Source organism: Sorangium sp. So ce321, from assembly GCF_051530195.1.
In the GTDB taxonomy this organism is placed as follows: domain Bacteria; phylum Myxococcota_A; class Polyangia; order Polyangiales; family Polyangiaceae; genus Sorangium.
The window spans coordinates 3,232,066-3,245,789 of record NZ_CP150329.1 but is presented as its reverse complement, the minus strand read 5'-3'; the positions used below and the strand labels follow the sequence as shown (position 1 = coordinate 3,245,789).

Sequence of the window (13,724 nt, the reverse complement as noted above, 5' to 3'; positions counted from 1 at the left end):
CGCGCGCGCTCCGCGCGGCAGTTGACGCGACATCGCCAGGTCTGTACGCCTCGTCGGCCGTACCCACCCGCGAGGAGCCACGATGTCGCTGAATCTCTCGAAGGTCGGCCACACGACCCAGCCGAGCGCCTTCACCATCAACTGGAAGACCCTGGCCACCTACGCGCTCGGCATCGGCGCCAGGCGCGAGGAGCTCGAGTACCTCTACGAGGGCACGCCGGGGGGCATGAAGGTCTACCCGACGTTCGGCGTCATCCCGACCCAGGGCACCGTGTTCGAGGCGCTCGAGGCCGTCGGGGCCGAGCTGCCGCTCATCGTGCACGGCGGCCAGACGCTCCGGGTCCACCGCCCGCTCCCGACGAGCGGGACGCTGTTCACGACCGCGACCCTGGCAGCCGTCTACGACCTCAAGAAGTTCGCGCAGGTGATCGTCGAGACGAAGACCACGCTCGAGGGCCAGCCGCTCTTCGACACGGTGTGGTCGATCATCGTGCGCGGCGTCGGCGGGTTCGGCGGGCCGCGCCCCCCGCACAACGAGTCGGAGGCCCCGGTGCCCAAGGACCGCGAGCCCGACTGGGTGATCGAGCAGGCGACCACGCCGGAGCAGGCGCTGCTCTACCGGCTCTCGGGCGACGAGAACCCGCTCCACGCCGACCCCGAGGTCGCGGCCAAGGCGGGCTTCGCCCAGGGCCCCATCCTGCACGGCCTCTGCACGTACGGCTTCGCGGCGCGCGCGATCATCCAGGGCGCGGCGGGCGGCGACGCGAGCCGGCTGCGGGCCTACGGCGCGCAGTTCCGCAAGCCGGTGTGGCCCGGCGACACCCTCGTCACGCGCGGCTACGCGCTGGACGGCGGCAAGGTCGCAGTGGTCACGTCGGTCAAGGAGCGGCCGGACCCGGTGCTCACGAGCGCCTGGGCGGAGATCGGCTGACGGCCGGCGCGGGCGCGTGCTAAGGCCGAGGCCCGCATCAGGGAAGCGATATGAGCAAGACGACCGAGAAGGACAGGGCCAAGGACGACGAGGATCTCGACGAGGACGAGTCGCTCGACGAGGACAAGGACGACGGGGAGGAGGAAGAAGCAAAGGCCACCGCGGTCCACGGCCGCGACGACGACGACGAGGACGACGGCGCCGAGCCGGAAGATCCGTACTGGTGGACGCCGCACGCGGTGCTCAGCGCGCTCGTGCTGGTCGGGCTCCTCGGCTTCTTCGGCATGTTCAACAAGACGCCGCTCGCTCGCCTCGCGGCCCCTGTCGCTCCGGAGCCCGAGGAGCACCACGTCGCCGCGTCTCCGCCGCCCACGCCTGCTCCGACGCCTCGCCCGGCGCAGTCAGCGCAGGCGCCGCGGGAGATGTTCGGCGCGAAGCACCTGCTCGTCATGTACAAGGGGAGCCGCCGCGCCCCCCCGACGATCGAGCGCACGAAGGAAGAGGCCCAGGCCCGCGCGACCGAGGCCATGAAGAAGGCCAAGGCCGACCCGAGCAAGTTCGCCGACCTCGTGAAGGAGTACTCGGACGAGCCGGGCGCGGACAAGCGCGGCGGCGACCTCGGCAAGTTCCCGAAGGGCGCGATGGTCCCCGAGTTCCAGGCCGGCCTCGAGAAGATCAAGGTCGGCGAGGTGAGCGACCTCGTCGAGACGCCGTTCGGCTTCCACGTCATCTTCCGCACGCAGTGATCGCCGGGCGCCTCACGGCGCCCGCCAGCGCACAGGGAGCCCCGCGGCGCCGTGACGCCGCGGGCCCCGCTCACCGCGCCGCGGCGCCGTGACGCCGCGAGTTCCCGCTCACCGCGCTGCGGCGCTCACGGGGCCGGCGCGGTGACGAGCTTCTTCAGCCGCGCCGTCTTCTCTTCCTTGGTCAGCGTCATCTTGGCGTGCTCGTCGGCGGTCATGCCGCTGCGGAGCACGCGGGCCTCGTCGCCGACGCCGTAGACGCTCTTGTCGGCGCGGGCGAAGATCCACTCGGTGGCGGGGCTGTCGCCCTCCTTGTGCATCAGGCGCACCGCGCCGTCGCCGATGCCCTTCTCCCGGGCCGCGCCCGGCAGCTTCGCCAGCGTCGACAGCACGTCCTTGGCCTGGTCGACGTCGCCGCGCACGACCGACAGCACCCGGTAGCGCTTGTCGGCTTCCTTGTAGTAGCCGAACGCGCCGGGCCCCGCGCCGTCGACGCCGAGCACGTCCTTGGTCTCGTAGCGGATCCCGAGCGCGATCATGTTGTCCTTGGGCAGCGCCGCCGCGGCCGGGGGCAGCGCCGGCTCGCCGGGCAGCTTCGAGCCGAGCTCCTTCACGAGCCCGGGCAGGACCTTCTCGCTCGACGACTTGAGCGCCGCCTCGGCCAGCGCCTCGTCGTTGTACGTGATCTCCGCGAGGTACTGCCCGCGCCAGAGGTAGGCGTTCCCGACCCCCATCGCGGCCGCGCCGCCGCCGTCGATGGGGCGCGGCGTCGCCTCGTCGACGGGGTCGCCGTCGCCGACCGTGCGCTTCGTGAACATCCCGTAGGCGCCCTCGGTGGACCCGAACTTCGAGAGGTGCACGTCGACGGTCGCGGAGCCGCCGGTGCCGCTCACGTACCGCGCCTCGACCACGCGCCGCACGCCGAATCCCTTGTAGATCTCGCACTCCCCGTCGAACATGTCGCAGATGCTGTCGAGCGGCAGGGACGCCGATTCGCCGAACGTCTTCTCGGCGCCGTTCGGGTCGAGGCAGAAGCCGCCCGTCATGCGCGGGAAGAACGGCGCGCTCGCCGCGTCGCTGATCTTCCCCCCGCCGTCCGAGCAGGCGGCCGGCTTGGCGGCCGCCGGCGGCGGCGGCGGCGCGCCGAGGCGCTCCTCCTTCTTGCTGCAGCCCGCGGACAGCGCGACCGCGAGCGCCCCGGCGAGGAGCGCGCGGCACATGCGACACGTGCGATACGTGCGACACGTTGAAGACGCGCTGTGGGCAAACAGGACTCTCGATGAACACCTTTCCGGCGGGAATCGCATGGCCCGTTCGCCTTGCACCTTTTTTCATAGCGCCGCAATCGTTAGCGCCCGCCGCGCTGTGTTTTGAGAGATTCGCCATGGGATTCGATGACTTGGCGCGCGGCGGACGGGGCATGCGGCTTGCCTTTGCCCGCTCTTCGGTGCGTTCTTCCTCCTGTTCGCGACCTCCTCTGTGTGATCCTCATCGACCGCGGGCTTGCTCTCCGGGGGCGCGCGCGCGGCGCCGCGGCGGAGCGCGCGGCTTCACCCTCCCGGAGCTGCTCGCGGTGGTCGTGCTGATCGGCATCCTCGCCGCCACCGCGTCGCCGAGCTTCGTCAATGGCATGCGCGATCGCCGCGTGAACCGCACCGCCATGGAGATCAGCGGCCTCTACCGCCTCGCGCGCCACCAGGCGATCGGGCGCGGGACGGCGGTCCTCGTGCGGTGGTCGGGGTCGGCGCGCGAGTTCGAGGTGCGACAGGCGCGGATCGAGGGCCTCGTGCCCGGCTCGCAGCTCTCGAGGAGCTGCCTCAACGTGGCCAACTGGACGGACCCGGCCCAGACCGAGCTGGTCACGAAGCTCAACGTCACGGACGTCGAGCTGGCCAACGTGGAGCTCCGCGATCCCACCCCCCCCGACGGGGTCGCTCACAGCGACGCCGACATCTGCTTCACGGCGCGGGGGCGGACCTTCGTCCGCTACGACCCCGGCGCCGGGTTCGTGCCGCTGCTCGGCGCGATCCGCGTGAACGTGACCAACAACGGGACCGGGCTCCTCCGCTCGGTCTTCGTCCCGCCGAACGGCGTCGCGAGGCTCGGCCTGTGAGCGCGGGGCACGCTGGTCCCCACGGCCGGGCGGCGAGCGCCGGCTACACGCTCATCGAGGTGATGGCGGCGCTCGGCGTGCTCACGATCGGCGCCACCGGGGTGCTCGCGCTGCAGAAGGCGACGCTCATCAGCAACACGAACGCGCGCAACATCGCGATCGCCAACAACATCGCCATGACCTGGGCAGAGCGGCTGCGGGTGGACGCGCTGCAGTGGAACGATCCCGGCGGGGTGCCCGACCGCGACGGCGACACCGACTGGCTCAGGCTGATGACCACCGCCCCCTTCCCGGCGAAGGTGACGCCCACGCTGATCTCGGCGCTCGGCGCGCCGAACGCCGACGTGTTCGGGACCGACATCTACGCGGGCGACCCGTCGCAGTCCGCGTTCTGCACGCACGTCCGCTTCAGCCAGTTCACCGACGCCACGACGGGCGCGCGGCGCTGGGATACCCTCATCCGGGCCGAGATCCGCGTCACGTGGGAGCGCAGCGGGAACCCGATCGACTGCACGGTCGCCACGGCCACCGTCGACGCGGAGCCGGAGCGCTTCGGCGCGGTCTACGTCACGACCGCCGTCCGCCGGAACACGACCGAGAGATGACCGCGATGCGAGACCGACGCACTTCCCCCCCCGCGCGGGCGCGCGCTTCAGGACAGCGAGGCTTCACGCTCGTGGAGCTGCTCGTGGCGATGGCCGCCGGCCTCGTCGTGTCGCTCGCGGCCTTCCTGCTCTCGAAGAACGCGACCCGCTTCTTCCAGAACGAGGCGAGGGCCTCGGCCTCGCACCTCGCGGCGACGATCGGGCTGAACCGGCTCGCCGCGGACCTGCAGCGCGCCGCCTACCTCTCCGCGCGCAACATCCAGACAGACAACCAGCTCTGCGGAAATCGCCCGGTGACGCCGAGCGGCCTGAGGCACCTCGCGGGCATCGCGATCCAGCGCCAGGGGTCGGTGTTCCTTCATCCCTCGGAGCTCGGCCAGAGCATCGTCAACGGCCTGTGGCCGGACGCGCTCGTCATCGGCGGCAGCTTGAACACCACCGAGGTGTTCGCGTCGCGCGTCGTCAACGACAACGGCACCTGGTACGTCCAACTCCTCGACAGCGCCGCCCTGAGGCGCACGAACGATCGCGCGCTGGGCGGCGGGCTGAGCATGGAAGACATCTTCCTGGAGGGCCGCATCCTGCGGATCAGCCGCCCGAGCCAGAAGCATATCTATGCCGTCATCGATCGTCTGGAGCCGGGAAACCTCGTCTACCTCAAGTCTCCTCCCGGCGTGACGACGGTGGAAGCCACCACGGACAACTGCGGCCTGCCCCTCACCGGCGGCAACGCATGGGTGAGCGTCATCTCCCGCGTCCGCTATGACATCCGGAGCCTCGTCGGCAAACCGACCTCCTATGCCCCGCTCGTGGCGCCCATCACACCGGCGCTCACCGGCGACAACGGGCGCACGGAGCTCGTGCGGGTCGAGCTGGACGACGAAGATCAGGAGATCCCGGGGACGCTCGAGGTGATCGCGGAGTACGCCGTCGACCTCAAGTTCGGGATCTCCGCCGTGCAGGCGACCCCCGTACTGCAGGACAGCGATCCACAGATCACGCGGTATCCGATCGCCGCGACCGACAACGCGAGCGTGTACACCATCGCCGCAGCCAACGACCAGCCGGGCGCCAGGCCGCAGGACGTGCGTTCGGTCCAGATCCGGCTGTCGACCCGCACCCGGGCGCCCGACCGCGACGTCGGCTTCCCGGTGGGCCCCGATGGCCGCAGGCTCAGGTTCCTGATCCCCGGCATCGTCGCCGGCGTCAACACGCCGACAGACACGGTGCCTGCCGGAGCCTCTCCGGTGTTCGCCCGGATGCGCACGCTCTACGCCGATGTCGCGCTCCCGAACCAGGCAGAGCCAAGATGATGAAGAACGCATGCATCGCCCGCTCCCGCCGGCGCTCCCGCGAGCGGGGCGCCGCCGTGTTCATCGTCGTGCTGGTCATCACGATGCTCACCGCCATCGGCCTGTTCGCGGCCCACGCCGCCACGCTGTCGACCATCGCGAGCGGCCATCAGCGCCGGATGACACAGACCCACTACCTCGCCGAGTATGCGATGCAGCTCGCGCTCGCCGAGATCGAGCAGAGGGGCGGCCTGGGTGGCCTGTCCACGGGTGTGGACTGCCTGGGAGCACCCATCGATTGCAAGACGATCAACTCGCGCGAGCTCCAGGGCAGCGCGGCGGAAGGCCTCCTCGAGCTCGACGGGTCCGGCGCGCCAGGGAGCCTCGGTCGCACGGACATCCGGTGGAGCTTCGAGGTGGAGTTGACCGACAGCATCCCGCATGCGCTGGGGAAGCACGAAGGCACCTCCCAGACCGAACAGACCCAGGTGGGTATAGGCTACTGCACGGTCGCCATGAACGGGCGGCTCATCGCCTGGCCTGACCCTGGCAGCACGGCCGATGAAGGCGAGGTCGTCGCCACGGCGGGCGCCCAGGAAGCCCTGTCCCTCGTAGCCCATGTCCTCTGCCCGCTGCCGCGGTAGTGAAAGCGACGAACCGGAGCGCACGATGCGAAACCTGACGAAGGTACTTGTCACGATGGGCTCCGCGGCGACGGTCGGCCTCCTCGCCCCCCGCGCGCGGGGGCAGGCCGTCGATGTCGAGCCGCCGCTCCCCAACGTCCTCTTGCTCGTCGACACCTCGGGCTCGATGGAGTGGACCGTGGCGGGCGGAGAGCCGGACTGCAATCCGCTCCATGCCCCTGCCTCCGAGGACCGGAAGAGCCGCTGGGCGAAGCTCGTCGAGTCGCTGACGGGCCCGATCAACGACTTCTCGTGCTACGCGCAGCCCCGCACGAGCTCCGAGTTCGTCGACGAGTTCAGCCTCGGCCCGGAGCCGCCCTACGACAGGAACTATTACATCCCCTTCCATCGCCTGCTCTCCGCGGGCTGCACGAAGGGCCCCGGGGCGGACTACAACTCGCTGCGAGAGCACCCCTACGACGACGCGGCCCAGGCCTGCACGACGGCGTGGAATCAGCAGCCGTCCGGCCTGCTCGACGTCTACCGCGACCGCATCCGGTTCTCGCTCATGACGTTCGACACGCTCCCCGACGCGAGCACCGGGCTCCTCTCCGGCTCGCCCGATCCAGCGGGCGGCATGGAGGGGATGTGGAGCTACTTCCTCGAGTTCCAGAGCGGCGCCGGGTACCCGGCGCGGGGCAACCCGCCCGACTGCGCCGTCGAGGACATCGAGGTCGGCGCCAAGAACCCGGCCGCGCCGCTCTGGGAAGGGCCGCTCGTCCCCCTGCCCTCCTACACGGCGGACATCACCGAGGTCCGCACGACGAACGAGCGCATCCAGAACGCGCTCATCGCGACGCGCCCCTACGGCGCGACGCCGCTCGCCGGGATGCTGACCGACGCGCGCGACTACATCCTCAACGAAGCCTCGATATGGGAGGGCCGGCCGCTCGGGCCGCGCGACGACCCGTACATCAGCGGCGGCTGCCGCAAGACCTCGGTCGTGCTCATCTCCGACGGCGAGCCGAACCTCGACCTGCGCCCGACCTGCGCGCAGGGCCCGGGCCCGGGCCCGGAAGGGACGGGCTGCCCCTACGAGGAGCCGCACACCGTCGCTCACTCGCTCAACACCCACGTGAACCCGAACCGGCGCGTGCGGACCTATACCGTCGGGTTCGGCCTCTCCACCGCGGCGGGCACCGACTGCTCGACGATCGCCGAGTCCGACTTCCTGCCCGCCGGCCGCTGCGACAACGCCGCCGGCGCGCTCAAGGCGTGCTGCACGCTCGCGCGCATCGCCATCGAGGGCGGGACCGACCGCGGCTACTTCCCGGACGACGCCAACGAGCTCTCCTCGGTGATGTCGCAGATCTTCGCGCGCATCGCCGCGAACTCGACGAGCCGCACCCTCCCCGTCTTCGCCAACGCGGTCACGACCGCGGACACCGGCAGCGAGGCCACGGGGGTCGCCTACCAGTTCGGCTCGTCGTTCAGCCCGCCGCCGGACGGCTCGCTCTGGAGCGGCAACCTCGAGCGCAAGCGCTTCGTCTGCGAGGCGGTGAACGGCGTGATGACGACGCAGATCGAGGACGTCGACCCGAACAAGGGCGACGACTTCGCGGCCAACGTCAACGCCAACGACCTCTCGCGGCCGCGGAGGTTCTTCAGCGTGGTCGCCCAGCCCGACGCCGCGCTGAACATCTGGTCGGAGCGGAGCATCCGCCCGTCGGCCGCGTCCGCGGACGGGCTCGGCAGCTACACGGGCACGGTGACCGGCGGCGGCTCCCCGGCGACGGGCTCGGTGTTCGCGACCGAGCTCTCCAACGCGCCGCGCGCGCTCGGCTTCGATCCCAGCGTGGCCACCGTCGCCCCGCAGTGCTCTGGCGGGCTGCGGGCCAACACCGTCGCGCTCTGCGCCGAGCGCCTCGTCGCGTGGGAGGCCGGCGAGCCGATGCCCTCGGACGTCGCCACGCGCGACGGGAACGAGCTCGGCAGCATCTATCACTCCACCCCGATCGTCGTGGGGCCGCCGCGCGAGTCCATCCCCGACGAGTCGTACCGCGCCTTCGCCGAGGACCCGGATCAGGCGAACCGGCCGCTCATGCTCTACACCGCCACGACCGACGGGCAGCTGCACGCCTTCCAGGTGACGGCGGCGAACGCGGCCGACCCGCTCAAGGTGGACCGCGTCGAGAACAACGAGCTCTGGTCCTTCCTGCCGCCCCACGTCCTCCCGCGGCTCCTCCAGACGTTCAACCAGCAGTCGATCCTGCTCGACGGCGCGCCCGTCGTGAAGAACGTCGTCTTCGAGCGCACGGGCGCGCAGGCGGCGGCCGGCAGCTCGACCTGGAACACCGTGCTGCTCGCCTCCGGCGGCGCGGGCGGCGGCTTCTACTACGCGCTCGACGTGACGAACCCGCGGGAGCCGCGGTTCCTGTGGCAGCTCTCCAGGGACAACAACAACGACGAGCTGTTCGGCGAGACGACGCCGACGCCGGCGATCGCCACGGTGGCGATCGAGACCAACGGCTCGCTCCGCGAGGTCGCGGTCGCCATCCTGCCCGGCGGCTCCGCCCCGCTCGACACGAACCAGAGCGCGTGCGCCCGGAAGAGCACGACGCACCCGTTGTTCCAGCCGACGGGCAACCTGGCGGTCCGCGCCTCGGTCCGGTGCTGGGGCCACAGGAGCACCACCGGCGAGGTCGGCCCGGCGCGCTCGCTCACGATCGTCCGGCTCGACACAGGCGAGGTGATCCGCACGTTCCGGGGCCTCGCCGCCGAGGGGCCGGCCGGGCTCGCGTCGCGGACGACGGAGGTCGACTTCGACTCTCCGATCACCGGCATCCCCGTGCCGTTCCCGTCGGGGGTCGGCGAGGTCGCCGAGCGCATCTACATCGGCGACGCCGACGGGACGCTCTGGCACGTCCGCCTGGCGAGCAACGACCCGGCCAGCTGGACCGTGAACCTCGCCTGGGACGCATACTCGTTCGAGAACGACACCGCGGCGAGCAGCCAGCCGATCGAGACGACGCCCGTCGTGAGCACCGACCCGCTCGGCAACACGGTCGTCCTGTTCTCCACCGGCGACCAGGAGGCGTTCACGGCGGGCGGCACCATCGAGACGCGCGTCTGGTCGATCACCGAGAAGCCGGTCAGCAACAGCCTCCGCTTCACCGAGAACTGGGTCGTCCCGTTCACGGACGGCAAGCGCGTGACCGGGCCGCTCTCTCTCTTCAACGGCTGCGCGTACTTCGCGACGTTCACGCCCGCCGCGCCCGGGACCTACGCGTGCGCGGACGGGTTCGGCTCGATCTGGGGCGTCGACTACCTGCGCGGCGCCGCGGCGAACCCGGCCGCCTACCCGAACGCCTGCCTCGTGATCGATCCGCTGTCGCCTCCCCAGCACTTCGAGGATCAGACGCCGGGCACCGTCGTCTTCGGCGTGGCCGTGACGCAGAAGCCGACGTGCATCGAGACGGAGACGTTCTCCGATCCGTACTTCGGCGCGCAGACCATCGTCCGCCAGTCGACCCCGCCCGAGTACCAGCTCGTGTTCCACACCGGCGCCGCGGGCCAGGAGGACGCCCAGGGGGCCGAGACGCGCACGAGCACGAGGTCGCTGCAGGCGCCGCGCCGGATCGTCAAGGTCGACTCATGGGCGACCCTCGTCGAATGAAGCGAGCCGGTCTTCTTTCGCGTGCCGCGGCGGCGCGCGCCGCCGCGGCGCTCGCCGCGTGCGTCGCGTGCGCGTGCGCCGCGCTCGCCTGCCGCAGCGACGCGGGCGCGCCGGCGCCGGCGCCGCCGCCGAGCGACGCGTCGGCCCCGCGACCGCCGGTCGACCAGGCGCTGCCGGGCGAGCTCGCCGAGGGCGTCGAGCAGGCGTTCGGCCTGCCCATCCCGCGGCGCATGAAGGTGCGCGCGCGCTTCTCGGACGCGGTCTTCGCGGTCGGGGAAATCCCGGCCGAGCGGGTGGCGAATTACGTGCGCACGCGCGTCCTCGCGGGCAACGTCGAGACAGGTCCGGCGAAGACGATCTTCTCGCGCGCGACGGTGAAGAGCGCGCCGCAGCGGATGATCCGGATCGAGGTGGTCTCGCGCGCGCACGTCTCGGAGCTCGTCGTCCGCGACGAGACCCGTCCGCCTCCGGAGCGGGGCCTGTCCGTCGAGGAGCGCTGGCGCCGCAACGGGCTCACGCCGGACGGCAAGGTGCTCGATCCCACCCGCCTCGAGTGAGCGCGGCCCGCGCCGGCCTCGACGTTGTGCGCCGCGAGGGGCCGCCGCGCCAGTCGACATCCTCGACCTTTCGAAGTAGATCGCGCCCGTGTCGACCAAGCCGCTCCCCACCGCTCCGCTCCGCAGGACCCCGCTCTACGACGAGCACATCAAGCTTGGCGGCCGCATGGTCCCGTTCGCCGGCTGGGAAATGCCGGTCCAGTACAAAGGCGTGACCGAGGAGCACAGGGCGGTGCGCACCGCCGCCGGGCTCTTCGACGTCTCGCACATGGGCGAGATGATCCTGAGCGGCGAGCACGCCGGGCAGGTGGTCGACTACCTCGTCACGAACGACGTCAAGAAGCTGGAGGACGGTCAGGCGCTCTACACGTGCGCGTGCAACGACGCCGGCACGATCCTCGACGATCTCATCGTTTACCGGATCGACCCGCGGCAGTGGCTCATCGTCTGCAACGCGTCGAACCGCGACAAGATCTCCGCGCAGTTCCGGAGCGCGGCGCAGAACCACTGCAGCTTCGAGGACGCGTCGGACCGCACCGCGATGATGGCGCTCCAGGGGCCGAAGGCGCTCGACATCGTCGCGCTCACGGGCGGCGACGGCGCGGCGCTGCGCGAGCTGCCCTCGTTCCACTTCCGCGACGCGACGCTCGCCAACATCCGCTGCACCGTGGCCCGCACCGGCTACACCGGCGAGGACGGCATCGAGATCTTCTGCTCCCCGTCCGACGCACAGCGGCTCTGGCGCGCGCTCGTCGAGCTCGGCAGCCCGCTCGGCCTCGAGGCGACGGGCCTCGGCGCGCGCGACACGCTCCGCCTGGAGGCGCGCCTGTCCCTCTACGGCAACGACATCGACGAGACCACGAACCCGATCGAGGCGGGCCTCGGGTGGGTGGTGAAGCTCGACAAGGGCGATTTCGTCGGGCGCGCCGCGCTCCAGCGCGTCAAGGAGGAGGGGCCCGTGCGCAGGCTGGTCGGCTTCGAGATGGTGGGGCGCGGCATCGCGCGCCACGGCTACCCGCTGCTCGACGCCGGCGGCGCGAAGGTCGGCGTCTGCACGAGCGGCAGCCCGGGGCCGACCGTCGGCAAGAGCATCGGGCTCGGCTACCTGCCGGTGTCGATGGCCACCGTCGGGACCACGTTCCAGGTCGACTGCCGCGGGCGCTCGGTCGAGGCGGTCGTGGTCAAGACGCCATTCTACAAGCGGGCCTGAGCCGCGGCGCGCGGCCGCGAGCGCGCGAGTCGGTGCGAGTCGATCGATGAGCGGCGCGGGGCGACCAGAGACCCAGGTTGGCAAAGGGAGAAGAAGTCACATGGCGAGCGATGATGTCCGAACGGACCGGCGGTACACGAAGGACCACGAGTGGGCGAAGCAGGAGAACGACCAGGTGGTCGTCGGGATCACCGCCTTCGCGGTCGATCAGCTCGGCGACATCACGCTGGTCAACCTCGACGTGAAGCCGGGCGACACGATCACCGCGGGCAAGGCCTTCGGCACGATCGAGAGCGTCAAGACGCTGAGCGATCTGTTCGCGCCGGTGAGCGGCAAGGTCGAGCGCGTGAACAGCGACCTCGAGAACCGCCCGGAGCTCGTCAACGAGGACTGCTACGGCAAGGCGTGGATGATCGTCGTCTCGCCCTCGGACCAGGGCGAGCTCGGCGGGCTCATGGAGCCCGCCGCGTACGCCGAGCTCCTGAAGACCGCGGCGCACTGAGCGCCGCGCGCCCTCGTCACACTTCCCGCATCACCCTTCCCGCTGCACAAGACCATGCGTTACCTGCCCCATACGCCCGAGGAAATCAGCGAGATGCTGCAGGCCGTCGGCCTGTCGTCGCTCGATGAGCTCTACAGCGCGATCCCGAAGGAGGCGCGGCTCACGCGCCCGCTCTCGATGGATCCTCCCCTCGATGAGGCCTCGCTCATGCGGCACCTCGAGGAGCTCGCGCAGAAGAACCGCGCCGGGCGCATGCTCTCGTTCCTGGGAGCCGGCGCCTACGAGCACCATTTCCCGCCGGCGGCCGACCAGCTGCTGCTCCGGAGCGAGTTCTACACCGCCTACACGCCGTACCAGCCCGAGGTCTCCCAGGGCACGCTCCAGGTGATCTTCGAGTTCCAGACGATCGTGAGCGAGATCCTCGGGCTGCCGGTCGCCAACGCGTCGATGTACGACGGCGCGAGCGCGCTGGCGGAGGCGGTGCTGATGGCGCGCCGGCTCACGGGGCGCGAGCGCACGGTGCTGTCCGAGGGCGTGCACCCCGACTACGTCGGCACGGTCGAGACGTACGTGCACGGCATCGGGACCGGCAAGGCGTCGCTGGTCCGCGTCGACGTGGGCCGCGACGGCACGGCGGACATCGACGCGCTGACGCGGTCGATCGACGAGACGACCGCCTGCGTGGTGGTCGGCTACCCGAACTTCTTCGGCGTGGTGGGCGACATCCGGAAGGTGGCCGAGGTGTGCCACCAGAAGGGCGCGCTGCTCATCACGGTCACGCTGGATCCGTACGCGCTCGCGCTGCTGGAGTCGCCGGGCGCGCTCGGGGCCGACATCGCGGTGGCGGAGGGCCAGCCGCTCGGGCTGCCGCCGCAGTACGGCGGGCCGAACGTCGGGCTCTTCGCGTGCAGGAACGACCGCAAGTACCTGCAGCAGGTGCCCGGCAGGCTGGTGGGCGAGACGGTCGACAAGCACGGGACGCGCGGCTACGTGCTGACGCTCGCGACGCGCGAGCAGCACATCCGCCGCGAGCGCGCGACGAGCAACATCTGCACGAACAGCGGGCTCTGCGCGACGGCGGTCACGATGCGGATGTGCATGCTGGGCAAGCGCGGGTTCGTCGACGCGGCGAGGCAGTGCCTCGCGAAGGCCGAGCACCTCAAGCGGGAGATCGCGCGGCTCGATGGGTACGCGCTGCCGCTGTCGGCGCCCACCTTCCACGAGTTCGTCGTGCAGGTCCGCGGGGGCGACGCGGGCAAGCTCACGCGGGCGCTGGCGGAGCAGGGGATCATCGCCGGGCTCGATCTCGGGCGGATCGACGCGCGGAGACGGGACGAGCTGCTCGTCGCGGTGACCGAGCGGCACAGCCGCGCGGATCTCGATCGGCTCGTGCAGGGGCTCGCGGCGTTCAAGGGCTGAAGCGGCGGGCGGCGGGCGGCAAGGTGGCGCCGAGCTGCCCGGCTTCCTTGCCG

At 71.2% G+C, this 13,724-nt stretch carries 12 protein-coding genes; 11 read left to right on the top strand and 1 reads right to left on the bottom strand.

The genetic code is table 11. From position 1 onward, the window contains the following. Nucleotides 1–82: 82 nt before the first annotated feature. Both WME89_RS12595 and WME89_RS12590 read left to right on the top strand, forming a co-directional pair. Nucleotides 83–931: a MaoC/PaaZ C-terminal domain-containing protein gene (locus WME89_RS12595; protein WP_438009428.1), complete on the top strand. Its 849-nt coding sequence runs from the start codon at nt 83–85 to the stop codon at nt 929–931. 50 nt (nt 932–981) lie between these two features. After that, on the top strand, nt 982–1,677 hold the full coding sequence (locus tag WME89_RS12590; protein ID WP_438009427.1) for a peptidylprolyl isomerase: 696 nt from the start codon (nt 982–984) through the stop codon (nt 1,675–1,677). Between the two features lie 125 nt (nt 1,678–1,802). Here the strand turns inward: WME89_RS12590 and WME89_RS12585 are convergent, their stop codons facing one another. Continuing rightward, a complete protein-coding gene (locus WME89_RS12585) occupies nt 1,803–2,894 on the bottom strand; it encodes a DUF6599 family protein (protein WP_438009426.1) in 1,092 nt (363 codons plus the stop codon). A gap of 59 nt (nt 2,895–2,953) precedes the next feature. Here WME89_RS12585 and WME89_RS12580 point away from each other — a divergent pair, with 59 nt between their 5' ends. The 9 genes from WME89_RS12580 to gcvPA all read left to right on the top strand — a co-directional run bounded on the left by WME89_RS12580 (nt 2,954) and on the right by gcvPA (nt 13,671). Further along, nucleotides 2,954–3,787, top strand: coding sequence for a pilus assembly FimT family protein (locus WME89_RS12580; RefSeq protein WP_438009425.1), 834 nt, complete (start codon nt 2,954–2,956; stop codon nt 3,785–3,787). Further along, nucleotides 3,784–4,392 (top strand): type IV pilus modification PilV family protein, encoded by a 609-nt coding sequence (locus WME89_RS12575; protein WP_438009424.1) that lies wholly within the window; start codon nt 3,784–3,786, stop codon nt 4,390–4,392. The genes WME89_RS12580 and WME89_RS12575 overlap by 4 nt, the downstream gene beginning before the upstream one ends. Further along, nucleotides 4,389–5,705, top strand: coding sequence for a PilW family protein (locus WME89_RS12570; RefSeq protein WP_438009423.1), 1,317 nt, complete (start codon nt 4,389–4,391; stop codon nt 5,703–5,705). The genes WME89_RS12575 and WME89_RS12570 overlap by 4 nt, the downstream gene beginning before the upstream one ends. Next, nucleotides 5,702–6,328 carry a hypothetical protein gene (locus tag WME89_RS12565; RefSeq protein ID WP_438009422.1) on the top strand — a complete coding sequence of 209 codons (627 nt, stop codon included), beginning with the start codon at nt 5,702–5,704 and terminating at the stop codon, nt 6,326–6,328. The genes WME89_RS12570 and WME89_RS12565 overlap by 4 nt, the downstream gene beginning before the upstream one ends. Before the next feature lie 25 nt (nt 6,329–6,353). Next, on the top strand, nt 6,354–9,983 hold the full coding sequence (locus WME89_RS12560) for a hypothetical protein (RefSeq protein WP_438009421.1): 3,630 nt from the start codon (nt 6,354–6,356) through the stop codon (nt 9,981–9,983). Beyond that, the gene (locus WME89_RS12555; protein ID WP_438009420.1) at nt 9,980–10,540 is read left to right on the top strand and encodes a hypothetical protein; all 561 of its coding nucleotides are present in this window, start codon (nt 9,980–9,982) and stop codon (nt 10,538–10,540) included. Before WME89_RS12560 ends, WME89_RS12555 begins: the two co-directional genes overlap by 4 nt. An 88-nt stretch (nt 10,541–10,628) precedes the next feature. Next, complete coding sequence (gene gcvT / locus WME89_RS12550) at nt 10,629–11,750, top strand: glycine cleavage system aminomethyltransferase GcvT (RefSeq protein ID WP_438009419.1); 1,122 nt, start codon at nt 10,629–10,631, stop codon at nt 11,748–11,750. 100 nt (nt 11,751–11,850) lie between these two features. Then, the gene (gene gcvH / locus WME89_RS12545; RefSeq protein ID WP_437758270.1) at nt 11,851–12,252 is read left to right on the top strand and encodes a glycine cleavage system protein GcvH; all 402 of its coding nucleotides are present in this window, start codon (nt 11,851–11,853) and stop codon (nt 12,250–12,252) included. Nucleotides 12,253–12,306: 54 nt separating this feature from the next. Further along, a complete protein-coding gene (gene gcvPA / locus WME89_RS12540) occupies nt 12,307–13,671 on the top strand; it encodes an aminomethyl-transferring glycine dehydrogenase subunit GcvPA (RefSeq protein ID WP_438009418.1) in 1,365 nt (454 codons plus the stop codon). Nucleotides 13,672–13,724: the final 53 nt, after the last annotated feature.

Excerpts from the sequence above, each read along its gene's own strand:
- WME89_RS12580 (WP_438009425.1), top strand. The coding sequence starts at position 2,954 with ATGAACACCTTTCCGGCGGGAATCGCATGGCCCGTTCGCCTTGCACCT.
- WME89_RS12585 (WP_438009426.1), bottom strand. The coding sequence starts at position 2,894 with ATGTGCCGCGCGCTCCTCGCCGGGGCGCTCGCGGTCGCGCTGTCCGCG.
- WME89_RS12560 (WP_438009421.1), top strand. The coding sequence starts at position 6,354 with ATGCGAAACCTGACGAAGGTACTTGTCACGATGGGCTCCGCGGCGACG.
- gcvPA (WP_438009418.1), top strand. The coding sequence starts at position 12,307 with ATGCGTTACCTGCCCCATACGCCCGAGGAAATCAGCGAGATGCTGCAG.
- WME89_RS12565 (WP_438009422.1), top strand. The coding sequence starts at position 5,702 with ATGATGAAGAACGCATGCATCGCCCGCTCCCGCCGGCGCTCCCGCGAG.
- gcvH (WP_437758270.1), top strand. The coding sequence starts at position 11,851 with ATGGCGAGCGATGATGTCCGAACGGACCGGCGGTACACGAAGGACCAC.
- WME89_RS12590 (WP_438009427.1), top strand. The coding sequence starts at position 982 with ATGAGCAAGACGACCGAGAAGGACAGGGCCAAGGACGACGAGGATCTC.
- WME89_RS12570 (WP_438009423.1), top strand. The coding sequence starts at position 4,389 with ATGACCGCGATGCGAGACCGACGCACTTCCCCCCCCGCGCGGGCGCGC.
- WME89_RS12595 (WP_438009428.1), top strand. The coding sequence starts at position 83 with ATGTCGCTGAATCTCTCGAAGGTCGGCCACACGACCCAGCCGAGCGCC.
- WME89_RS12555 (WP_438009420.1), top strand. The coding sequence starts at position 9,980 with ATGAAGCGAGCCGGTCTTCTTTCGCGTGCCGCGGCGGCGCGCGCCGCC.